19 protein-coding genes, 1 riboswitch and 1 other annotated feature (1 of these 21 only partly in view) are annotated in these 21,699 nt (G+C 48.6%); of the genes, 14 read left to right on the forward strand and 5 right to left on the reverse strand.

From position 1 onward, the window contains the following. Positions 1-227 precede the first annotated feature (227 nt). On the reverse strand, positions 228-458 hold the full coding sequence (locus MOZ60_RS07160; RefSeq protein ID WP_370596140.1) for a hypothetical protein: 231 nt from the start codon (positions 456-458) through the stop codon (positions 228-230). Positions 459-590: 132 nt separating this feature from the next. Here MOZ60_RS07160 and MOZ60_RS07165 point away from each other — a divergent pair, with 132 nt between their 5' ends. The 11 genes from MOZ60_RS07165 (at position 591) to MOZ60_RS07215 (ending at position 13,386) form a co-directional block, all read left to right on the forward strand. Continuing rightward, positions 591-2,144, forward strand: a complete 1,554-nt coding sequence (locus MOZ60_RS07165) for an ATP-binding cassette domain-containing protein (RefSeq protein WP_370596141.1) — start codon at positions 591-593, stop codon at positions 2,142-2,144. Positions 2,145-2,231: 87 nt separating this feature from the next. Next, positions 2,232-6,863, forward strand: coding sequence for a SpaA isopeptide-forming pilin-related protein (locus tag MOZ60_RS07170; RefSeq protein ID WP_370596142.1), 4,632 nt, complete (start codon positions 2,232-2,234; stop codon positions 6,861-6,863). Positions 6,864-6,922: 59 nt separating this feature from the next. Continuing rightward, positions 6,923-7,022: riboswitch (purine riboswitch) on the forward strand. A gap of 72 nt (positions 7,023-7,094) precedes the next feature. Further along, positions 7,095-8,465 carry an NCS2 family permease gene (locus MOZ60_RS07175; protein WP_277008011.1) on the forward strand — a complete coding sequence of 457 codons (1,371 nt, stop codon included), beginning with the start codon at positions 7,095-7,097 and terminating at the stop codon, positions 8,463-8,465. Positions 8,466-8,534: 69 nt separating this feature from the next. Beyond that, complete coding sequence (locus tag MOZ60_RS07180; RefSeq protein WP_370596143.1) at positions 8,535-9,524, forward strand: HD domain-containing protein; 990 nt, start codon at positions 8,535-8,537, stop codon at positions 9,522-9,524. Then, complete coding sequence (locus MOZ60_RS07185) at positions 9,517-10,116, forward strand: XTP/dITP diphosphatase (RefSeq protein ID WP_277009564.1); 600 nt, start codon at positions 9,517-9,519, stop codon at positions 10,114-10,116. Before MOZ60_RS07180 ends, MOZ60_RS07185 begins: the two co-directional genes overlap by 8 nt. Beyond that, positions 10,100-10,801 carry a TIGR01906 family membrane protein gene (locus tag MOZ60_RS07190; protein WP_370596144.1) on the forward strand — a complete coding sequence of 234 codons (702 nt, stop codon included), beginning with the start codon at positions 10,100-10,102 and terminating at the stop codon, positions 10,799-10,801. Before MOZ60_RS07185 ends, MOZ60_RS07190 begins: the two co-directional genes overlap by 17 nt. After that, positions 10,798-11,346, forward strand: coding sequence for a tRNA (cytidine(34)-2'-O)-methyltransferase (locus MOZ60_RS07195; protein WP_277634676.1), 549 nt, complete (start codon positions 10,798-10,800; stop codon positions 11,344-11,346). The genes MOZ60_RS07190 and MOZ60_RS07195 overlap by 4 nt, the downstream gene beginning before the upstream one ends. Before the next feature lie 21 nt (positions 11,347-11,367). After that, on the forward strand, positions 11,368-11,565 hold the full coding sequence (locus MOZ60_RS07200) for a hypothetical protein (protein WP_108775743.1): 198 nt from the start codon (positions 11,368-11,370) through the stop codon (positions 11,563-11,565). Between the two features lie 14 nt (positions 11,566-11,579). Beyond that, positions 11,580-12,038 carry a RidA family protein gene (locus MOZ60_RS07205; RefSeq protein ID WP_370596145.1) on the forward strand — a complete coding sequence of 153 codons (459 nt, stop codon included), beginning with the start codon at positions 11,580-11,582 and terminating at the stop codon, positions 12,036-12,038. Then, a complete protein-coding gene (locus MOZ60_RS07210) occupies positions 12,007-12,471 on the forward strand; it encodes a competence protein ComK (protein ID WP_167836358.1) in 465 nt (154 codons plus the stop codon). The genes MOZ60_RS07205 and MOZ60_RS07210 overlap by 32 nt, the downstream gene beginning before the upstream one ends. A 21-nt stretch (positions 12,472-12,492) precedes the next feature. Then, the gene (locus tag MOZ60_RS07215; protein ID WP_245309507.1) at positions 12,493-13,386 is read left to right on the forward strand and encodes a YitT family protein; all 894 of its coding nucleotides are present in this window, start codon (positions 12,493-12,495) and stop codon (positions 13,384-13,386) included. A gap of 63 nt (positions 13,387-13,449) precedes the next feature. On the opposite strand, the gene trpS is transcribed toward MOZ60_RS07215, so the two are convergent. Next, positions 13,450-14,448 (reverse strand): tryptophan--tRNA ligase, encoded by a 999-nt coding sequence (gene trpS, locus MOZ60_RS07220; RefSeq protein ID WP_277655408.1) that lies wholly within the window; start codon positions 14,446-14,448, stop codon positions 13,450-13,452. Between the two features lie 328 nt (positions 14,449-14,776). Between trpS and MOZ60_RS07225 the strand changes: the two genes are divergently transcribed. Genes MOZ60_RS07225 through recD2 form a run of 3 tightly spaced genes read left to right on the forward strand, consistent with a single transcriptional unit; the run spans position 14,777 to position 18,638 of the window. Then, the gene (locus MOZ60_RS07225) at positions 14,777-15,226 is read left to right on the forward strand and encodes a Spx/MgsR family RNA polymerase-binding regulatory protein (RefSeq protein ID WP_108775747.1); all 450 of its coding nucleotides are present in this window, start codon (positions 14,777-14,779) and stop codon (positions 15,224-15,226) included. A gap of 21 nt (positions 15,227-15,247) precedes the next feature. Then, a complete protein-coding gene (mnmA, locus tag MOZ60_RS07230) occupies positions 15,248-16,399 on the forward strand; it encodes a tRNA 2-thiouridine(34) synthase MnmA (protein ID WP_370596146.1) in 1,152 nt (383 codons plus the stop codon). Next, positions 16,392-18,638, forward strand: a complete 2,247-nt coding sequence (gene recD2 / locus MOZ60_RS07235; protein WP_370596147.1) for an SF1B family DNA helicase RecD2 — start codon at positions 16,392-16,394, stop codon at positions 18,636-18,638. The genes mnmA and recD2 overlap by 8 nt, the downstream gene beginning before the upstream one ends. Positions 18,639-18,709: 71 nt before the next feature. Here recD2 and MOZ60_RS07240 read toward each other — a convergent pair whose 3' ends face one another. The 3 genes from MOZ60_RS07240 to MOZ60_RS07250 all read right to left on the reverse strand — a co-directional run bounded on the left by MOZ60_RS07240 (position 18,710) and on the right by MOZ60_RS07250 (position 21,537). Then, a complete protein-coding gene (locus tag MOZ60_RS07240; RefSeq protein WP_370596148.1) occupies positions 18,710-19,516 on the reverse strand; it encodes an ABC transporter ATP-binding protein in 807 nt (268 codons plus the stop codon). Continuing rightward, the gene (locus tag MOZ60_RS07245; protein ID WP_108775923.1) at positions 19,516-20,454 is read right to left on the reverse strand and encodes an ABC transporter permease; all 939 of its coding nucleotides are present in this window, start codon (positions 20,452-20,454) and stop codon (positions 19,516-19,518) included. The genes MOZ60_RS07240 and MOZ60_RS07245 overlap by 1 nt, the downstream gene beginning before the upstream one ends. A 78-nt stretch (positions 20,455-20,532) precedes the next feature. Then, on the reverse strand, positions 20,533-21,537 hold the full coding sequence (locus MOZ60_RS07250) for an ABC transporter substrate-binding protein (protein WP_370596149.1): 1,005 nt from the start codon (positions 21,535-21,537) through the stop codon (positions 20,533-20,535). Between the two features lie 139 nt (positions 21,538-21,676). Further along, positions 21,677-21,699: a binding site (T-box leader), on the forward strand (it continues 177 nt past the right edge of the window).

Consider the following 21,699-nt stretch of genomic DNA (forward strand, 5'->3'; position numbering starts at 1 on the left):
TGCAAAAAGACTTAAATAAAGTCTTTTTCAGTTGTTTTACTGCGAACCTGCAACAGGCTGATTTTGGAAAATTTGCTATTATTTTCTATGTTTTGCCGAAAAATTTGGACTTTTTTTGTTTTATGCTTCTCTTTTTGTGCGTTTTGGGTTTTTTGCTTTTTGTTTAAATAGATTGTCAGCACAAAACACGCATCAAAAAAGGCATCCGTCCGGGATTTCGCCCTGAATCAGATGTCTGATTTTCGTTGCTTCCACGCCTGCGCGCGCAATTTATTCTGATCGGAACCGATGTATTGCTGGTAAACCTTGCTGATCTCAATCATGTTTCGTTCGTCTTCATTGCGCAAGATACCGAAGATGCCAGCCAGTTTCATCATTGGATTGTAAACAGTGTGACATGGATCCGCAGAATCGGAAATTTGACACGGTTCTTTTGGGATGGTACAATCTTCACCCATAGAAAGGCCTGAGCAATCAGGAAGTGATAGGCATGCGCAATTAAGTTTTGCTGGTAAATGAATTGTCTCCTGGCATTTGCCCGCGTAATCTGCTGTGTTTTCAGCTTATTGTGGGAGTAGAACGGAGTGTGCATGTTACAAATCAATCATCTTACAATTATATGCCGCAGTGATCTGCGCAGTCTGGTCACTGACTTTTCTCTTACCCTGAATAAGGGGGATGTATGTGCCCTGATTGGTGAGGAGGGCAATGGCAAATCAACACTGCTGAAATGGATGTATGATCCTTCGCTTGTGAAGGATTATGCGGATGTATCAGGATCTTTTTCCTGCTCGTTAAAGAAAGGATATCTGACCCAGATTCGAGAACATGATCCTGGCACTGTGTATGAATATCTGTGTGAGGAACCGCTGTTCTGCTATGCAGCTTCTGATGAGATTGCCTCTGTTGCATCCAGTGTGAATCTGCCGGTAGAGATGTTCTATTCTGATCAGATGATGGATAGCTTATCCGGTGGCGAAAGTATCAAGATCCGCATGAGCCGGCTCTTATTTTCGAAAGCACAGTTATTACTGCTGGATGAGCCTTCCAATGATCTGGACCTTGAAACATTAAACTGGCTGCAGAAATTTCTGGTTTCCTGTCCGGATCGTATCATTGTGTATGTATCGCATGATGAGGTTCTGTTACGCCATACGGCCAACAAGATCGTGCATATGGAACTGTTAAAGGCAAAGCAGACAGCACGGATCACCGTGGCAGGATGCGGTTATGAAGACTATCTGCAACAGCGTGCATTGAATCTGCATCATCAGGATGCTCTGGCTGTCAGTGATCAGAAGAACTATACAAAAAAGATGGAGAAGTACCAGCGGGTCCGCCAGCAGGTGGAACATGATCTGCGCAATGTATCCCGCCAGGATCCACATACCGGTCAATTGCTGAAAAAGAAGATGCACAGTATCAAGGCACAGGGAAAACGGCTGGATCAGGAAAAAGAGAATATGCATCAGAAGGTGGAAACAGAAGAGGCAATTCTGTTCTGTTTTCCTGCAGACACTGCCATTCCCAATGGCCGCATGGTACTGGATCTGCATCTTCCCCAATTATGCATTGATGGACATGTGCTGGCTCAGGATATCTCTTTGACAGTGCGCGGTCCTGCTCACCTTGCCATCATTGGCCGCAATGGCTGCGGCAAGACAACCCTGATGAAAGAGATTTATTCTCAGTTGAAAGCCGATCACAGTCTGCGGATTGGCTGGATGCCGCAGAACTATGATGAGATATTAAATGAAGACGACACTGCCATTTCCTTTTTGTGTCCTTCTGGCAAAAAAGAGGAAGTGACACATGCCCGGCAGATGCTTGGGGCGATGCGGTATACAAGTGAAGAGATGGAACGTCCGATTCGTACTCTCAGCGGCGGCCAGAAGGGTAAAATCCTTCTGCTGAAGATGCAACTGGAACATGACAATGTCCTTCTGCTGGATGAGCCTACCCGGAACTTTTCGCCGCTTTCAGCACCTGTGATTGCCTCCACAGTGGCATCTTTTCCCGGCACGGTCATCATGGTCTCTCATGACCGCTCCTTCCTTGCCAAAACAGCCAGTCAGCTGTTCAAGCTGGATCTGCATGGTCTGCACCCATGTGATCTGGCGGTACTGGCGGACAGTGACGATTGAAATCTCTTTTGGAATACGTATGATGTAGACATGAGGAATCGGAGAAATACCGGTTCCTTTTCTTGTTGTAGGAAAAAGGAGGGAAGTATGCACAAGAAGTGTAAAGGAATGCTGAAAATGCTTGGTGCATTCCTGCTGCTGGGCAGTGGGATGGCACCCGTCCAAGCAGAGGAGAGTCCTGATCCCATCAGCTCTTTTCCAGCTGAGCAAAGTCAGGAACAGACACTAGAACAGAACGAACATATGCTCATCCGTGCGGATGGCATCGGTACGATCCGCATTGTCAGAAGTGATGGCTCTGAAGAAGTTCTTTCTGTTTCGGATGAAGTGCCGCTGGACACTGAAATTGCCGGTGCCATGGATGAGGAAATCACAATTTATGCTGCGGGAGAAGAAGGTCTTGTGACTGCCATGTGGGGCATGTTCAATAGCGATGGCAGTACAAAGACCATTGGTGATGGCATGGCTGTCAGTGAAGAGGCATCTGTGGTCTTTGGACATACAAAGATGATGCAGCTTAGCTTTGCCACCAAAGAACAATCGCAGGCATTTCACTATGGCACTTCGCCCAGGCGAAGAAGACTGGCAAGAGCATTAGCACCATCATCGTTTGCCAATGCAAAGCAGGGTGATACCTTCACTGGCAGACTCACACTGTCCAATGAAGATATCTATGCCAACCGATTCCATGTCAGCTGGCTCGATGGCGGCCTGGCAGAGATTTCTCATCTGTTTACAAACGGTGAAATCATGCTGCAATGTCTGAATCCCGGCGGCATTGGACCAACCAAAGATATTTCCGTCTATGGCATGTATGCACCAGTCTATCACACCTACCATGCCGAGATTACCCGCCTGGACCGCAGCACCGGTACCATTGCCATTTCTATGTACACGGATCCGCTGCTCTCTCCGCGCGGCCGTCCGCTTACCGGATACAACAATGGTGTCACCGTAAACTATCAGACCGTTGGCCGTACCGTGCAGTATGGCGGCGAGATTGAGCTGACCATGCCGGAAGGAAGTGCAGAAGTTGTGAAAAAAGATCCTTCTGGTGCCGGTGTTGCCGGGGCAAGACTTGGTCTGTTTCAGAAAGACCTCCTGATAGAAGAATGGATCAGCGATGGCAGTGTGCATGTTGTCAAAGCCGCACCCGGGACATATGAACTGCGTGAGCTGGAAGTACCCAGAGGCTACATCAAGGCAAAGCCTGTTACGGTTGTGGTCAATGCTGGTCAGACAGCATCCTGCCAGATGAAAGACGGCCGTTTGAAAGTTGTGAAAACGGATGCTGTGACCGGTGAGCCGTTGATTGGGTCTGTCTTTGAAGTGCGCAGGCAAGATGGCAGTGTGGCAGACAGATGGACCTCCGATGGCAGTGACCACTGGGTGGAAAATCTGGAAGAAGGGAACAGATATACACTTGTGGAGACCAGTGCGCCGCAAGGATATCAGAGTGCACCGCCGGTCACCTTTACAGCTGCTTGTGACAAAGAAATTGTGATTCCCGTTGCCAACCAGCCAAAGCGGATCCGTGTTTCCTTTTCCAAACAGGACCGCTATGATTCATCTGTCAAGCTTGCCGGGGCAGAGTTCACACTGTTCCATGAAAATGGCACGGTTGCCACCATGACAAATGGTCAGCCGGCAAGAGTGCTGACTGATGAAAATGGAAACTGTTCATTTGAACTGTATTACCATCCATCCTATACAAGCTTCTACGCCATGGAAACCAAGGCACCGGATGGCTATCTTGCTGACAATGGTGCAAGGATTGAACTGGGCAGTGCTTTGGAACGGATTGATCATCCTGTGCACAAAGTGCTGACAAATACAGCGGACACATCCATCCAGATTCATAAGGTGGATGCCATTGCCGGCAGGGCACAGGGAGATGCCACCCTTGCCGGAGCCATCTATGATGTGTATGATGCAAAGACCAATCAGAAAATTGATGCCCGTATGACTGGTACCAATCAGTTTGTAATCAAAGCGGATGGCTCATCCAACATCATCCGCGGTCTGCCGTTTGACCGTGACTACTATGCCATTGAGGCAAAAGCACCGGAAGGATATCTGCTTTCCCAAGAAAAGATTATGCTTTCTCTTTCCAAGACGGTGAAAGTGGGTAATCGTCGGTCCATTGATGCCCAGGCCAAAGAGAATCCGGTATCTGGAAAACTTGGCATCTATAAGCATTACAATAAGAAACCGGGTTCTGAGATTGATGACAAACCGGAAGAAGGTGCCGTCTTTGCAGTTGTGCTGAAAAAGTATGTCGAGCAGTATGGTTCAGTGTCAGAAGCGATCCAGCACAAGGATCAGTTTGCAGCGATGGAATATGACATCATGACAACAGGTAAAGACGGCCGTGCCGCTTCAAAAGATCTTGCCTATGGCACCTATCTTGCTGCACAGATTCATGCCGTGGATCAGGAAGCAGAAATCTGCCGGGATGTGTATGAATTCCGTATTTCCGGCACTCAGAACAATCCGATTCAGCAGGTATCCTTTACCAATGATGAAAAGGAATATGCTCTGCAATTGATCAAGACAGATGGGAAAACCGGCAGGTATATCACGTACCGTTCGGCTGCCTTCAAGATCAAGCAGATCCAGGATGGCTCTGGCAAGCCTATGAATGTCTATGTGACCCAGAAAGTCGGCCTGCGCACTGTGGATACATTCCGAACAGCATCATCGCAGCTGTTTCTGCCAACCGGCACCATCTATGCAAGTTATGAAGAAAAGGGCACAGTCACGACGCCACTGAAAGTCAAAGCAGGCATCTATCTGATTGAGGAAGTGGAAACACCGGCAGGTTTTGTGAAAACCAGCCCGCTGCGCATTGAAGTCAAAGCATCCGGCATCAGTGAAATCAAAGAGGATGGAACCCAGATTGTACGCAGAGAGATTGTCAATCAACCGGTCTATGGCCGTCTGCATCTGCGGAAGAAACTTGAAGAGATCAAGTCAGATGTATCTCTTGTCAAGCCGCAGGATCTTTCCAAAGTACGATTCGGCCTGTACGCTGCAGATACGATCATTGATCCGGCAGATGGCAGTATCCTGCTGCACAAGGGCGAACTGTTCTCTTCGTTCTATCTGAACAGTGATGGCACATACCTTCTGGATCAGATCCCGCTGGGCAGCTACGATCTGAAGGAACTGGAAGCACCGGCAGGCATTCTGGTGGAGAAGAAGTCATTTCCCATTGTCATTTCACAGACGGATGAAACCACAGAGATCTATGATGTGCAACTCCAGGTAACCAATCAGCTGACATATCTGGAAATTGTCAAAGAAGATATGGATGGCCAAGTCTTAACTGGAGCGAAACTGTCACTGCGGCGGGCATCAGATCATCAGGAGGTTGCTGCATGGGTATCGGGCAGGGATCCCTTTGTCATCACCGGTCTTGATCCTCAGGAAACCTACATCCTGTATGAGCTGGAAGCACCAGAAGGCTATGTCCGCCTGAAAGAATTTGATGTCAGCCAGCCAGGTACGCCAGGCCGTCATCGGCTTGCTGTCAAAAACACACAGGTGACAATCTCCAAGGAAGATCTTGGCGGCCAGGAAGTCAAAGATGCCCATATGAGCGTCATTGAAAAAAACACAGGAAAAACAGTTGATACATGGATCAGTGACGGCTCTTCCCATGCCATCATCAACCTGGAAGAAGGAAAAGAGTATATTCTGCATGAAAATCTGGCCCCGGCAGGATATGCAAAGGCAAATGACATTCCTTTTACGCCTGGCAAAGAGAATCTGCATCTTTCCATGGAGGATGTAGAGACAACGATTGCGAAGATCGATGATGAAGGCAGTCCTTTGTCTGGCGTCAGTTTTGAAATCATTGATGAAGAAGGCAATGTCGTTGATACACTCATCTCGGATGGCACAGAGCAAAAACTTTCCAATCTTACCGTTGGCAAAACCTATACGCTGAAGGAAACAGCAGGCCTGAACGGATACTATGGCATCAAAGAAAAAGTGTTTACGGTTGAAAAAGACAAAGATCTGCATCTGGAGATCGTCAATGCAAAGATCCGGTATGACGTTGAAAAGATTGATGATGAAGGCAGACCGGTCATTGGTGCTGTGCTGCAATTGTATGAGCAGGAAACAGGAGAACTGCTGGAAAGCTGGGAAACGGCAAATGAGAACCACCGGATCCAGACAGCACTGCAGGCTGGCAAAGATTACCGGATTCATGAAGAGAAGATCATCAATGGTGTGTACCGCGCATCTGATCTTTTGTTCCATGTTGAAACGGAAGGTACGGGTGAGCCAATCTGTCTGCAGATGGTGGATGCTATGGCACCAGTTGAAATCCGTAAATGCGATGAGAATGGTAATCTGCTTGCCGGGGCAAAACTGGCAGTGATGGAAATTGATGATGATGGCAGTGAAAAAGAAGCTGTCCGTTTTGAAAGTGACGTGCACAACGCATTCGATCTGACATCCTATGTAAGCACGGAAAAGAAGTATGTGCTGCGGGAACTGGAAGCACCAAAGGGATATCTGAAAGCACAGGATATTCCGTTTGTAGTAATGGGAACAAAGGAGAATCCACAGGTGATTGTCATGACAGATGCCTTGGAACCACGTATTCCGGTGACCACAGGCATTACTTCCCATACGGCATGGCGGATCCTGATGGCAGGGGCATGTGCAGTGCTTGCCGTGGGAATTGTTACAAAACGCTTACATTAATGCAGTACTTTTCTGAAAATGAAGATGTTAACATCTTGTGAACAGTGGCATGAATGCTATAATACTCGTGTCCTGCATATCGTATATGCTTTCGGATTGGCGAAAGTGTTTCTACCTGGCTGCCATAACAGCCGGACTACGATGTTCACAAGAAACATGAGCTGCGTTATGGGGATAATAGCGCAGCTTTTTTGTTTTTCACGGTATGTCGGGCAAGGAAAGAGGGGCTATATGCTAGAAAAAATCTTCAAACTCCGTGAGAACAACACAACAGTCCGTACAGAACTCATTGCTGGTCTTACAACCTTCATGACGATGGTTTACATCCTGGCACTCAATCCAACCATTCTGAGTGCTTCAGGCATGGATGCCGGTTCTGTTCTGACTGCTACAGCAGTCGCATCTGCCATTGCCTGCTTCTGCATGGCGGCATTCTCCAACAAGCCGTTTGCACTGTCTGCCGGCCTTGGCCTGAATGCTTACTTTGCGTACACCATCTGCGGCACAATGGGCTATTCCTGGCAGGCTGCATTAACAGCAGTATTGATTGAAGGCATCATCTTCATCATCCTGTCACTGACGAACATCCGTGAGGCAATCTTCAATGCCATCCCGGGTCCGCTGAAGGTCGCTGTCTCTGTTGGTATCGGTATGTTCATCACGTTCATCGGCCTGCAGAATGCACATGTCATTGTAAACAATGATTCCACACTGGTCGGTCTGTTCTCTTTCAAGAGTGCACTGGCTGATGGTACCTTCTCCAGCGAAGGCATCACGATTCTGCTGATGCTGATCGGCACAATCCTGATCTTCTATCTGCTGAAGAAGAACGTCAAAGGCTACATGCTCTGGGGCATTCTTGTCACATGGCTGCTTGGCATCATCTGCCAGCTGTGCGGTCTGTACAAGCCGAACCCGGATGCTGGTTTCTATTCTGTTCTGCCGACTGCAATTGTTTCCGCACCGGCTTCCATGGCACCGACAATGTTCAAGTTTGACTTTGCCTTCATTGCCGAACATCCGATGGATTTCTTTGTCATGATGTTCTCCTTCCTGTTTGTCGATGTATTCGATACACTGGGAACTGTCATCGGCTGTGCTTCCAAGAGCGGCATGCTCGATGAAAACGGCAAACTGCCTGGCATCAAGGGCGTTCTGCTGGCAGATGCCGTTGGTACAGTTGTTGGTGCCTGCTGCGGTACTTCTACCATCACAACATTCGTTGAATCTTCCTCCGGTATTGCCGAAGGCGGCCGTACAGGCCTGACATCCGTTACAACCGGTGTTCTCTTCCTGCTGGCACTCTTCCTGAGCCCGCTGTTCCTGACCGTTCCGTCCTTTGCAACAGCACCGGCTCTGATCGTTGTCGGCTTCCTGATGATGCAGCAGGTTTCCAAGATTGACTGGAGCGATCTGGTTGATGCAATCCCGTGCTTCATCTGCATCACCATGATGGCCTTTGCGTACAGCATCTCTGAAGGTATTTCCTTCGGTGTCATCTCCTGGGTCATCCTGCACCTGCTCTGCAAGAAGACAGATGAGACATCCGTACTGATGTATGTACTGGCTGTCATCTTCGTGATCAAGTACTTCCTGATCTGAGCAGACAAACACCTGATTATCCAACAGCGGTGGGACAAAATCCTGCCGCTGTTTTATAATGGTCACACGATGGACGAACTGCTTTCTCTATATGCAAACGTGATGCCGGAAGATCTTTATGAGCTGGCGGGAACAAATGCCATGCGCAGACTGCAGCGCATTGATATGAACTGCGGTATGAACTACACATCTTATCCGCTGTTTCAGCATATGCATGCATATTCCCGCTATACCCACAGCCTGGGCACCGCACTGCTCGCGATCCGCTTTCATCAAAGCAAAGAAGCCGTATGTGCCTGTCTGTTTCATGACATCTCTACACCGGTATTTTCTCATGTCATCGACTTTGTTCATCAGGACTATCTGAAGCAGGAGTACACCGAACAGGCAGGAGAACGGATCATCCGCAGCGATCCTGACATTCCAGCAATTCTTTCCAGATATGGCATTGCTCTTTCAGGAACACTGGACTATCACCGCTATCCGATCTGCGACAATCCAACCGGCCGTCTCAGCATTGACCGGCTGGAATATACACTTGGCAACATGATCAACTATGGCTTTGGCACCCTGTCTGAGGCACAATGGATTCTGTCTGATCTTGCGATGGAGAAAGATGAGCTTGTCTTTATCCACAGCCTGCCAGCTATTCTGTTTGCAAAGCGCAGCCTGCAGTGCGGTCAGATCTATGCATCCGATTTTGACCGCTATGCCATGCAGATCCTGGCCGAAATTGTCCATGACGCTCTGCAGGATGGCATTGTCAAAGAAGAGGATCTGTATACAGATGAGCCGGCATTTATTCAGCTGCTGTGCAAAGATGAAACATACCACCAGCGCTGGATCAATTTCTGCCATCTGTCCGCAGTCTATCCATCTTGTGCAGATGATCCCCATGCCCGGTGCATCCCTGCCAAAAAGCGCTGGATTGATCCCATGGTAAAAAACAGGGGAAGAGTCAGTCAGATCGACGCAGATATCAAGAAGGAGATTGCTGCATTTATGGCAGCAGATCAGAACAAATATCTCAGTGACAGAAAGGAACGAACTCATGAGTGAAGAAAAAGTAATTGTTGTCGCAAGTACAAACAAAGGAAAAATCCGTGAATTTGAACAGATGCTGAATCCAAGAGGCTATATTGTCAAGAGTCTTGCTGATTTTCCGGATATGCCTGAAATCGAAGAAAACGGCACGACTTTTGAAGAAAATGCTGTAATCAAGGCAGATGCTGTAACCAGGCGCTATGGCATCATGGCCATTGCGGATGACAGCGGTCTGTGCATTGATGCCTTTGGCGGTGAACCAGGTGTCCACAGTGCCCGGTATCTTGGCCATGATACGCCCTATGACTATAAGAACAAAGTCATCCTGGAACGCATGGCCAATGAAACCAACCGCGGCTGCCACTATACATGTGCCATTGCCGTGACAAGACCAAACCAGAAGCCGGTTGTCTTCTCAGAAATCTGTGAATGCGAGATTACCAGAGAGCCGAAGGGTGAAAACGGTTTTGGGTATGATCCGATCGTTTACTATCCGCCGCTCCACAAGACGATGGCAGAAATGACCAAAGAAGAAAAGAATTCCATCTCTCACCGCGGCAAAGCAGTTAGCAAGCTGGAAAAGTGGCTTGATGAAGAAAAACTGTAATTTCTTTTGCGGTCTGCTGTTCTTTCTGCTTTCTGTTGTTCTCATCCTGAGTGCTGTGCAGATGTGCTGTTTCAGCAGAAGCTTTTATGCCAAAGAGCTGAACAGCGAAGAAGTGGAAGAGAATACAGGCATGGCCAGCAAAGATGTCATTGCCGCTGCTGATGTTCTTCTGGACTATCTTGAAAACAAGCGGGATGACATCATTATTGAAGCACAGGTTAATGGCAGTACGCAGGAAGTCTTTAACGATCGGGAAACAGCCCACATGGTCGATGTGAAAGACCTGTATCAGAAAACACTGCTGGTGCGCAATATCCTAGCTCTCGGTACTGCTGCAGGCTTTGCCATCCTGCTGATCAAGGTAACGAATGGCCGTCAGAAACTGCTGCAGAAAGGTTATCAGGCAGGCATTTCCCTGACACTGCTTGTGATTGTCTTCCTTGCGATCTGGATCATGGGTGACTTTTCAGATTTCTGGTATGATTTCCATGAACTGCTGTTTACAAAGAATGATTACTGGCTGCTGAATCCCAATTCTTCCATCATGATCAATATGTTTCCGCAGGACTTCTTTGAACACCTTGTCCTGCGCATCTGCGTTTTCAGCAGCGGTCTGCTGGCGCTGCTTGGCATCCTGCTGTGGATGCCATGGCACACACTGTATACAAAGAAGGTGAAAGCATGATCCACGTTGTCCTCTATGAACCGGAAATTCCCCAGAACACAGGCAATATCATGCGTACCTGCAGTGCTTTTGGCATCTGCCTGCACCTGATCGAACCGCTTGGCTTCTATATGGATGACAAGCATCTGAAAAGAGCAGGCATGGATTACATCAAAGATCTGCAGTGGGATATCTGGCATGACTGGCCATCGTTTATCCAAAGCCATCAAGGTGCCATGTACTATGTCACCCGCTATGGCTCTCACAGGCCTGACAGTTTTGATTATCGGAAAGATCAGGCGGATGGAAAAGATATTTATCTTGTCTTTGGCAAAGAAAGCACTGGTATCGACAAGCAGATTCTGAAAGAAAATCTGGATCACTGCATCCGCATTCCGATGGTGCCCAATGCCAGAAGCCTGAATCTTGCCAATTGTGTTGCTCTGATGGTATATGCGGTAGAGGAGCAGCTGGATTTCCCGGGCTGTTCACAGACGGAAGTTATCAAGGGAGCAGATTTCCTTGAAAAGCACTCTGATGGACAGCATCACAGTGGTTGGCTATGATGGAAAGGCAGTGAAGGAAATATGCTGGAATCGCTCAATGACTATTTGTCACTTGCCGTCATGGTGATATTCTGTGTGATCGGCTTTGTACTTCTGGTTTCTTTCCTGCATGGCAGTCATACAAGCAAGTCTAAGAAAAAGAAAGACCGCTATTATGCATTCTGGAAAGATATCAGTGATGGCCGGAATGAGAACGATGACGATCTTTTCTTCTTCTGATCAGGAGGAAACCTATGATATTTGAAACGCTGCAGACCCAGGAGGCACCGCATGTTCAGGGAGCCTATTCACCGGCTCTTTCTGTCTGTGATTACATCTTTCTTTCCGGGCAGCTGCCGCTGGACAATGATGGCGCGATGAGCACGGGTGATATCAGCAGCCAGACCAGACGCTGTATCGAAAACCTGCAGCATCTTCTCGCCCTGCGGGGGCTGGATCTTTCCTATACCGTACAGGTACGTGTGTATCTTGCGGATATGAATGACTATGCTGCGATGGATCAGGTTTACCAGCAGATGTTTAAGGATCCCTATCCTGCCCGTACCGTGATCGGCGTCAATGCGCTGCCCATGGGCGCAAAGATTCAGATTGACGCCAACGCAATGGACACAAGAGCCATCGAGATTCTGTGTGCGCAGGATGAACAGGAGACCAGCTGTCATGATGGCTATTGCAGCTGCAGGGAGAAGTAATATGGGACTTCCGGTCATGATGCAGTATGATCCTGAGACACAGCGGACATCGCTATTGTTTGAAGATGGAAACAAAGAGACAGTCACTGACAAGCCTCAGGTTTTTTTAGACCATCTGTGCATTCAGTATGGCAGCACCCGCAAGGGCAGGGAAGATGCCTACCGGGCATTGACAGGCTTTCATTGCAAAGCACCGGTCCTGCTGTCAGAACGCCTCAATACCATTTATTTTCCAACTACATCTCCATCCAATCCGGACTGCGTCTGGCTGGATGCCTCCCGGCTCATTTCCGTCCACACCAAAAATCAGATATCTTCTCTTGTCCTTTTTTCATCAGGACTTAAAATAGAAGTCGGCGTTGATGTCAGAGTGATCCGGAACCAGGTAAAACGATGTGAAATCTTCCTGTCCAGCCTCTATCAGAAACGCTGAAGAATCTGGAAAGGAACCACTATGCGTCAAAACCCGATCGCTGCCGAAATTGACAGAATGCACTTTACCAAGAAGGATATCCAGTACATCGCTGTGATTATTGCCTCCAGCCTGCTGTATGCCTTTGGCATGAATTCCTTCGTCAAAAGCGGCAATCTGTTCCCAGGCGGCTTTGCCGGACTGTCTCGTCTCTTGTCTGCCGTATGCAATACATTTCTGCATATCAATATCAGTTTCTCTGTATTCTACTTCGTACTGAACTTCCTTGTTACCATTCTTGTCTTCCGCAGGATCGGCCACAAGTTCATTCTGTACTCCGTCATCTGGTATACACTGACATCTTTTTTCACCAGTGTACTCAAGCTGCCAGTCATCACCCATGAAATCCTGCTGATTGCGGTGTTTGGCGGATTGATCAACGGTTTTGCCATCGGCCTTGCCCTGCAGTCAAATGCCTCCAGCGGCGGCACTGACTTCATCGCGATCTGGCTGTCCATGAAATTCAACAAGGAAACATGGAACTACATGCTGGCAGCCAATGCGGTGATTCTGGTCATTGCAGGATGTCTGTATGGCTGGTCGGTTGCCCTGTATTCCATCATCTTCCAGTATGTTTCCACACAGGTCGTCAATATCATGCACCAGCGCTATAAGCTGACCACACTGGATATTGTGACCAATATGCCGGATGAAGTCTGCACTGCGATCTTCCATACATGCCGCCATGGCATCACCAAGATCAAGTGCGAAGGCGGCTTTACCGATCAGGTACACTGGATGCTGATCACGACGATCAATACCTATCAGCTCAAGGAAGTTGTCGAGAATGTACGCAAGGCGGATGAACATGCCTTCATTGCCATCAACAGTGTGGAAAAGATCTACGGCAACTACTACCAGAAGCCAATCGATTGATATTTACCGGCACTGCCGGTTTTTATTTACACAAAAAAGATCCCCGCAGGGATCTCAGGATGATTACTTGTCAATGATTTCCATGCCGATGGCACGCTGTACCTGATCCAGCTTCTTATTGGCAATTACATTTGCCTTGGCAGCGCCATCACGCAGGGTTGTCTCCAGAATATCCGAAGAAATGATGTCATTGTACTTTGCCTGAATGTTTTCCAGCAGGACACATACATCATCAGCTACCGCACGCTTGAAGTCACCATAGCCTTTGCCTTCAAACTGTGCCTCAATCTCACCAAACGGCCTGTCATTTTCCAACGATGACATAATCTGCATCAAGTTGGAGATACCTGGCTGATAGTCCGGATCATAGTGGACATGGGCCTCATTGTCTGTAACAGCACCCATGATCTTCTTTCTGGCTTTCTTTGGATCATCCAGCAGATAGACACAGCCCTTGTCGTTATTGTCAGACTTGGACATCTTCTTGCTTGGATCGTTCAGTGACATGATGCGGGCACCAACCTTACCGATCAGCGGTTCCGGAAGCTTGAACAGCTCGCCATAGCGGTGATTCATTCTGGCAGCCACATCACGGGTCAGCTCGACATGCTGTTTCTGGTCATCGCCAACCGGTACATAGTCAGGATCATACAGCAGGATATCCGCAGCCATCAAAGCAGGGTAGGTATACAGACCGCCGGACAGGTTCTTTTCACCCTTGGCCTGCTTGTCCTTGAACTGGGTCATACGGGAAAGCTCACCCATGTATGTATGGCAGCACATGATATAGCCAAGCTGGGCATGGGCTTTGACATCTGTCTGCAGGAAGATCGTTGCTTTCTTCGGATCCAGACCACACGCCAGATACAGGGCAACACAATCCTTCAGGTTCTTCTGCAGGGTCTTTGGATCCTGGGGAACCGTAATGCAGTGCAGGTTGGCAATGAATGCATACATATCATAGTCATCCTGATAATCCACAAAGTGCTTCAATGCACCGATATACGAGCCCAGATGCAGCTGGCCTGTCGGCTTGATGCCGGAAAGCATTCTTTTCTTCATATGATTTACCTCTTTTCCAAAAGAAAAACGTCTCTTCAATGAAGGGACGCAGGAGACTTCTGATGCGCGGTACCACCCGTTCTTATCCACACAATCTGGATCACTCTTGGGATAACGGAACCGCCGTGTCAATATGACAATGCTCCAAGGCTCCAATGTCCGTATGATTGCCATGGCAGCTTTCACCAGTTCTGCCTCGCTGAACAAGGTTCCTATACGGACTGCACCTTTTCATAGCTCCTCAATTATTTCATATTTTTCAACTGTTTTCAATGGGCACAGATTTTCTTGACGCTCATGCTATAATACACGCATAGGGAGAAATGCCATGATTGTTGTATATACATCTCCGGGATGCGCCAGCTGCCGCAAGGTCAAGCAGTGGCTGAAAGACCGCAATATCCCGTTCATAGAAAAGAATATCTTCAAGATCCTGCTGAATGACAGCGAGATCAAGCATTTGCTGATGCGCAGTGAAAATGGAACGGATGATCTGATTTCCAAACGCTCCAAGATCATTCAGGAACAGCGCATCGACGTTGATTCGATGACGCTGGATGAACTGGTACAGTTTGTCCGGAAGAATCCAAGTGTTATGAAGCGGCCGATCATCATTTCCGAGAATAACTTCCAGGTTGGCTATGACGATGAAGAGATCGGTGTCTTTCTGCCGAAGGAGCTTCGTTCGATTGCCGCGCATCAATGTACGCCGGACTGCCCGAATTACAAAGCATGCGGACAGGTCAGAGAGGGGAAGGAGTGCGAAAAGAGGCCGTGATGGCTTCTTTTGTTTTTGGATATGAAGAAAGTACTTGTTGGCCTTTCAGGCGGCGTAGACAGTGCCGTTGCTGCCTATCTTCTGCAGCAGCAGGGCTATGATGTCACCTGTGCCTTTATGCGCAACTGGGATTCCGCAGCCGAGGATGACTTTGCCGGCAATCCCACCATCAATGATCCCGTATGCCCGCAGGAAAGCGACTATAAAGATGCCCAGAGTGTCGCCGATGCCTTGGGACTGCCGCTGTTAAGAATCGATTTCATCAAAGAATACTGGGATGATGTCTTCAAGGAATTTCTCTCAGAATACCGTAAAGGCAGAACACCCAATCCTGATATCCTTTGCAATCGCTATATCAAGTTTGACAGCTTCATGAAATTTGGCCAGAAACAGGGTTTTGATACCGTCGCTACAGGTCATTACGCCAAAAACGGCATCGAAAACGGACACGGCGTCATCCTGAAAGCCGATGACCGCAACAAGGACCAGTCCTACTTTCTCTGTGAAGTACACAGAGAAGTACTGGACCATGTTCTGTTCCCGCTTGGTGGCATTACCAAGCCGGAAGTGCGTGAGATCGCCGCAAAACTGAACCTGTCCATTGCAAAAAAGAAGGACAGCACCGGCATCTGCTTTATCGGAGAACGCCATTTCCGCCAGTTTCTGTCCAATTACCTGCCGATGAAACCAGGTCCGATTATCAATATTGTGACGGGTGAAAAGGTCGGTACTCATCAGGGTGTGCTGTATTACACGATCGGCCAGCGCAAGGGACTGGATATCGGCGGCATCGGTCCGTTCTATGTCATTGGCAAAAATGTTACTACCAATGAACTGTATGTCACAGATGAGGATCATCAGGACTGGCTGTACAGCGATGCCTGCATCGTCACCGGTGTCAATGTGCTGGCTGATCGCACACTGCCAATGGATTGTACTGCCAAGTTCCGCTACAGGCAGAGTGATAACGATGTCCATATCGAATGGCTTGATGACAGCACATTGAAAGTAACCTATCCGGAAACGATCCGTTCTGTTACGCCAGGTCAGGAAGCTGTCTTCTATGATCATGATGTCATGATCATGGGCGGCAAGATTGATGCAGTGTACCGGAATCAAGAAGACCTGATGGCAAAGATCCAGCAGAAGGCTGCAGGATACCACCATGGATGATTCCCTTGAAAAACTCAACGGGAAGCCCGTGCGCATCCTGTTCCGCAACAGTTCCAACTTCTATACGGTCATGCTGTTTCGCACCAGTGATGAAGAAGACAGAACATTGACGGTTACCGGTATCTGTCCGTCGATCCAGACCGATGTCATGTACAACATCTATGGCCGCTATGTCGAGCATCCCCGCTATGGCATCCAGTTTGCCCTGGAACATTACGAAGTCTCTTTGCCAAGTGAAGAGGAAGGGGTGATCCGCTTTCTGAGCGGGCCATCGTTTCCTGGTATCGGCAAAAAGACCGCGTCTTCCATTGTTGAAGCACTTGGCCCTGACTGTCTGGAAGAAATCCGCCGGAATCCGGAAATCCTGCATCTCAAGACAAATCTCAATGACAAACAGATCAGTGCCATTGAAAGCGGGATGTCACAGTCTGATGAAGGGCTGTCTGAACTGTCACGTTTCCTGAATGTCTATGGCATTGGCTCCCGCAGCATCATCCGCCTCAACCAGGCATATGGCAAAGAAGCACTGCAGGTATTGAAAAATAATCCCTATCAGGCAGCGGAGGAATGCGACGGCTTTGGCTTTGCCACAGCGGATAAGATCGCAGCCTATCTTGGCTTTGCGCAGAATGATGACAGACGTCTGGAAGCACTGCTGATTGCATTGACGATGGATCTGTGTGTACGCAGCGGTGACAGCTATGTCGACAGCGATGATCTTGAACAGGCATTTGCAAAGAGTACAAAAGGATTTGACGCAGACTATCCCAAATACCTGGATGCGGCAGTGGCACGTCATAAACTTGTCAATGCGAATGGCCATATCTATCCCATCACCCAGTATGAAGCTGAAACCGGCATCACCAATTTTCTCAATCATTTCCCGCTGGAAAATATCGACCCCGCAGATCCGCATACTGTAGAAACCTATCTGCAGTCGATCCAGGATAACTTCGGTATCGAATATGATGCTGTCCAGAAAGAAGCGATTCTTTCCATTCTTGACCATCCGGTACAGATTGTGACCGGCGGTCCGGGCACTGGCAAGACAACAGTGGTACGGGCAATGGTGAAGCTGTTTCATCTGCTGTATCCCGATGCCGCCATTGTCTGTGCCGCCCCAACCGGCAGGGCAGCCAAGCGGCTTTCTGAGCTTACCGGCACACCTGCGGCCACCATCCATTCCCTTTTACAATGGGATCTCGATTCCAATACCTTTGGCAAAGATGAAGATGATCCCATCCAGGCAGATCTGCTTGTCATTGATGAGTTTTCCATGGTCGATGCATGGCTGTTCTATCATCTGCTCAAAGCAAGTGCACATGTGAAAAGGCTGTGCATCATCGGTGATGAAGACCAGCTGCCAAGTGTCGGACCCGGCTGTGTGCTGCGTGATCTGATTGCCAGTGGACGTTTTCCTCTGCTGCGGCTGGATCATATCTACCGTCAGAAGGAAGGCTCAGATGTGATTGCCCTGGCGCATCAGATCAAGACAGGCCATCCGGATTTCTCATCCCTGCAGCATGATATCGTCTTTTATCCATGCCGGGATGAAGAGATCAAAGACAATGTACTGGCAGTCGTGCGCAATGCCCTGGAGAAAAACTATACGGTCAATGATATACAGGTGCTTTCACCAATGTACAAGGGAGCAGCCGGCATCAGCACATTAAATAATGCGCTGCAGATGGAACTGAATCCATATGCCCCTGAGAAAAAGGAACTGCGCCATGGCTACCAGATCTTCCGGGTAGGTGACAAGATCCTGCAGCTTAAAAATCAGCCGGATGACAATGTCTACAATGGCGATATCGGTATTCTTACGGATATCCTGGATGCAAAGCAGGTGGAAAGCCACCGCACTACGGTAGTGGTCAGCTTTGGTGATCATGAAGTGGAATACAGTGAAGAAAGTCTGGACCATATCACACTAGCCTACTGTATCTCTGTGCATAAGGCACAGGGCTCCGAATATCCGATTGTGATCCTGCCGATCAGCCGTCAGCACCAGTTCATGCTGCAAAGAAAGCTCATCTATACAGCGGTCACCCGTGCCAGAAGAAGCCTGGTCATCCTGGGTGATGAGGATGCCTTCATGAAAGGAGCAGCGACGCTGGAATACCATCCCCGTAAGACAGGCCTTGCCCAAAGACTGAAAAATGATGAAACAAGTGATGACAATCCATTTTTCACAGATGGCGATGGGGATGATCCCTTTGCAGATGAGGATATTGCATAGTAATTAAAACAAATGGACGCATCAAAAAACAGCGGTGAGACTAAGCTCATCGCTGTTTTCATCATGAAGAATTACTGCTGTGTTAACAATGCTTCATCACTGGCAAAGACCGTACCGGAAACTTCCTCAAACTTGGCCAGCAGTGTTTCGACGGTCAGTTTTTTCTTCTCTTCACCGGCAATATCGACAATGATATGACCCTCATGCATCATGATCAGACGATTGCCGTTCTTGATGGCATCCATCATGTTGTGGGTGACCATCATCGCAGTCAGATGATCCTTTTCAATGACACTGTTTGTCAAAGCCAGGACCTTCTCAGCCGTCTTTGGATCCAGGGCAGCAGTATGTTCATCCAGCAGCAGAATCTTTGGTTTCTGCAAAGATGCCATCAGCAGGGTAACTGCCTGTCTCTGGCCGCCGGACAATAAGCCAACCTTGGAAGTCAGCCGGTCTTCCAGACCAAGATTCAGCGGTTTCAGCAACTTCTGGTATTCATTCTGTTCCTGCTTGGTAACACCCCAGGAAAGCCCGCGGTGCTTGCCGCGTCTTGCTGCCAGGGCCAGGTTTTCATCAATCTGCATGGTCGCGGCAGTACCGGTCATGGGATCCTGGAATACACGGCCGACATAGGCAGCGCGCTTGAAATCCGGCAGACCTGTCACATCGTGGCCATCGATCACGATCTGACCGTCATCAATCGGCCACACACCGGCAACCGCATTCAGCAGGGTGGATTTGCCCGCACCATTGGAGCCGATCACGGTCACAAAATCACCATCGTGCAGCGTAAGACTGACATCAATCAATGCTTTCTTCTCATTGATCGTGCCTTTGTTAAAGGTTTTGGAAATATGTCTGAGAACAAGAGAGTCCATTATTTGTCCTCCTTCTGAAAGCGGGCAGCATTGCGTCCTGCTCTGGCAAAGGAATTACGCTGCTTTGCCTGCAGGTAAGGAACAGCAAGGAAGATGGCAACGATGATGGCTGTAAACATCTTGAGCCAGTTGGAATCCAGCTTGAGCCACAGCACAATCGTCACAACGATATAGTAGATGACACCACCCAGTACGACAAAGACCAGCCGGCCGGCAAAGTTGAGATGTCTGCCGCACAGGGCATTGCCAATCACTTCGCCGATGATGACAGCGGCCAGGCCGATGACGATGGAGCCGCGTCCCATATTGATATCAGAGAAGCCCTGCAACTGTGCCATCAGGGCACCGGAGAAGGCAACAATGCCATTGGAGAAGGCAAGTCCGAGTACGGTCATGCGGTCAATGTTAATGCCCTGTGCCTTGGCCATTGTCGGGTTGCAGCCGGTGGCACGCATGGCGGATCCGGCTTCAGTACCAAAATACCAGTACATGATGGCAATCAGAACGGCAGCAATGACCGCTCCGATGGCAATGGTTGGCGGAATGACACGGGATGTCACAACCAGTGCGTATTTATCAGCGGACACTGCTTTGTTGGCTGCCATTCCCATGATAGCAAGGTTAATGGAATACAGTGAGAACTGAGTCAGAATGCCTGCCAGAATGGTCGGAATGCCCAGCTTTGTATGTAATAAACCTGTTACTGCCCCGGCAGCCATGCCGGCAAGGAAGGCGACCAGCATTGCCAGCCATGGATTCCATCCTGCCAGAATTAACATAACGCATGTCGCGCCTCCGGTTGTGAAGGTACCGTCTACGGTCAGATCTGCTACATCAAGAAGACGGAAAGTAATATAAACTCCCAGGGCCATAATGCCCCAAATGATGCCCTGGGCAATACCGCCCGGCAGAGCACCAATCAGATTTCCAATACTCATTTTAATTTTGCTCCCAATTGATAAACGCATGACATGGGTGCAGTTGTCTGCACCCATGTAGTTGTCTGCTGTGCTTAATCAGTTTTCAGCAGTATATGCCTGATAGCCATCAGGAACTGTAATGCCAAGCTTTGCGCACCTGTCCGCATCATATTCTTTGACCGGATTCTCATAGTATTCAACAGGCATATCACTGATCTTTTCTTCTCCGGTCAGAATCTTCACAGCCATCTTTCCGGTTGTCTGACCAAGTTTGTAATAGTCAATGGACATGGTTGCGATGCCGCAGCCGCTCATGATACCTTCCTCACCGGTAATGATCGGTACCCCAGCAGGCTCAGCCACGTTATTGATCGCTTCGGCGCAGCTTGCTGCTGTATTATCGGTCGGAATATAAAGCGCATCACAGTCATTGCAGGCACTCTGGGTAACACTTGCCACATCGTTTGAATCGGAGAAGGTGTACACCTTTACAGTCTTGCCTTCATCTTCCAGATATTTCTGTACCTGCTGCGCCTGATAAACACTGTTGGCTTCGGCGGAGCAATAGAGAATGCCGATGGTTTTTGCATCTGGCAGCAGCTCATCAAACATAGCAGCCTGCTGATCCAGCGGAGCAAGATCAGAAGTTCCGGAAATATTGCCTCCTACGGTGCCGTTGAAATCATCTAATGAAAGGGCAACACCATATTCTGTAATAGCTGTGCCCAGAATCGGGATTGTGCTTGTTGCAGAAGCCGCAGCCTGCAGAGATGGCGTCGCATTGGCCAGAATCAGGTCCACGCCCTGAGTGACAAACTGATTGGCAATTGTTGTACACTGGGCAGAATCGTTTGAGGCATTCTTCAGTGTGACCGTCACTTTATCACCAAGCTCCGCCTTCAGTTCATCCTCAAAACCCTGACTGGCAGCATCCAGAGCCGGATGCTGGACCAGCTGGATGATGCCAACTGTGTAAGTGCCATCATCAGAGGCTTTGGCATCGGCTGAGGATACAGAGGCAGATGCAGTCGGACTGGATGCACAGCCTGCCAGGGCTGCAGCAAGAACACCTGCTGTCATCATTTTGCAAATATTTTTCATAGTTTTCATCTCCCTGAAATATATTACAGCATGGATGAATTTTATTACAATTAGAGGAAACAGGCAATACCATCCGCTATCGATTTGACTTCAAACCGTATTTTTTTTACGTTAAAGGCAACATTGTGCTAACATAATAAAGAAATCGCTGAAGGGGAAAAG

Origin of the sequence: Grylomicrobium aquisgranense (assembly GCF_033971865.1) — a bacterium.
GTDB lineage: Bacteria > Bacillota_I > Bacilli_A > Erysipelotrichales > Erysipelotrichaceae > Bulleidia > Bulleidia massiliensis.

What these genes read in the sequence shown, in the direction of transcription:
- recD2 (WP_370596147.1), top strand. Translation starts at nt 16,392, where the DNA reads ATGGATGATTCCCTTGAAAAACTCAACGGGAAGCCCGTGCGCATCCTG.
- mnmA (WP_370596146.1), top strand. Translation starts at nt 15,248, where the DNA reads ATGAAGAAAGTACTTGTTGGCCTTTCAGGCGGCGTAGACAGTGCCGTT.
- MOZ60_RS07245 (WP_108775923.1), bottom strand. Translation starts at nt 20,454, where the DNA reads ATGAGTATTGGAAATCTGATTGGTGCTCTGCCGGGCGGTATTGCCCAG.
- MOZ60_RS07185 (WP_277009564.1), top strand. Translation starts at nt 9,517, where the DNA reads ATGAGTGAAGAAAAAGTAATTGTTGTCGCAAGTACAAACAAAGGAAAA.
- MOZ60_RS07195 (WP_277634676.1), top strand. Translation starts at nt 10,798, where the DNA reads ATGATCCACGTTGTCCTCTATGAACCGGAAATTCCCCAGAACACAGGC.
- MOZ60_RS07240 (WP_370596148.1), bottom strand. Translation starts at nt 19,516, where the DNA reads ATGGACTCTCTTGTTCTCAGACATATTTCCAAAACCTTTAACAAAGGC.
- MOZ60_RS07180 (WP_370596143.1), top strand. Translation starts at nt 8,535, where the DNA reads ATGGACGAACTGCTTTCTCTATATGCAAACGTGATGCCGGAAGATCTT.
- MOZ60_RS07160 (WP_370596140.1), bottom strand. Translation starts at nt 458, where the DNA reads ATGGGTGAAGATTGTACCATCCCAAAAGAACCGTGTCAAATTTCCGAT.
- MOZ60_RS07200 (WP_108775743.1), top strand. Translation starts at nt 11,368, where the DNA reads ATGCTGGAATCGCTCAATGACTATTTGTCACTTGCCGTCATGGTGATA.
- MOZ60_RS07210 (WP_167836358.1), top strand. Translation starts at nt 12,007, where the DNA reads ATGATGGCTATTGCAGCTGCAGGGAGAAGTAATATGGGACTTCCGGTC.
- MOZ60_RS07165 (WP_370596141.1), top strand. Translation starts at nt 591, where the DNA reads ATGTTACAAATCAATCATCTTACAATTATATGCCGCAGTGATCTGCGC.
- MOZ60_RS07190 (WP_370596144.1), top strand. Translation starts at nt 10,100, where the DNA reads ATGAAGAAAAACTGTAATTTCTTTTGCGGTCTGCTGTTCTTTCTGCTT.
- MOZ60_RS07170 (WP_370596142.1), top strand. Translation starts at nt 2,232, where the DNA reads ATGCACAAGAAGTGTAAAGGAATGCTGAAAATGCTTGGTGCATTCCTG.
- MOZ60_RS07215 (WP_245309507.1), top strand. Translation starts at nt 12,493, where the DNA reads ATGCGTCAAAACCCGATCGCTGCCGAAATTGACAGAATGCACTTTACC.
- trpS (WP_277655408.1), bottom strand. Translation starts at nt 14,448, where the DNA reads ATGAAGAAAAGAATGCTTTCCGGCATCAAGCCGACAGGCCAGCTGCAT.
- MOZ60_RS07225 (WP_108775747.1), top strand. Translation starts at nt 14,777, where the DNA reads ATGATTGTTGTATATACATCTCCGGGATGCGCCAGCTGCCGCAAGGTC.
- MOZ60_RS07205 (WP_370596145.1), top strand. Translation starts at nt 11,580, where the DNA reads ATGATATTTGAAACGCTGCAGACCCAGGAGGCACCGCATGTTCAGGGA.
- MOZ60_RS07250 (WP_370596149.1), bottom strand. Translation starts at nt 21,537, where the DNA reads ATGAAAAATATTTGCAAAATGATGACAGCAGGTGTTCTTGCTGCAGCC.
- MOZ60_RS07175 (WP_277008011.1), top strand. Translation starts at nt 7,095, where the DNA reads ATGCTAGAAAAAATCTTCAAACTCCGTGAGAACAACACAACAGTCCGT.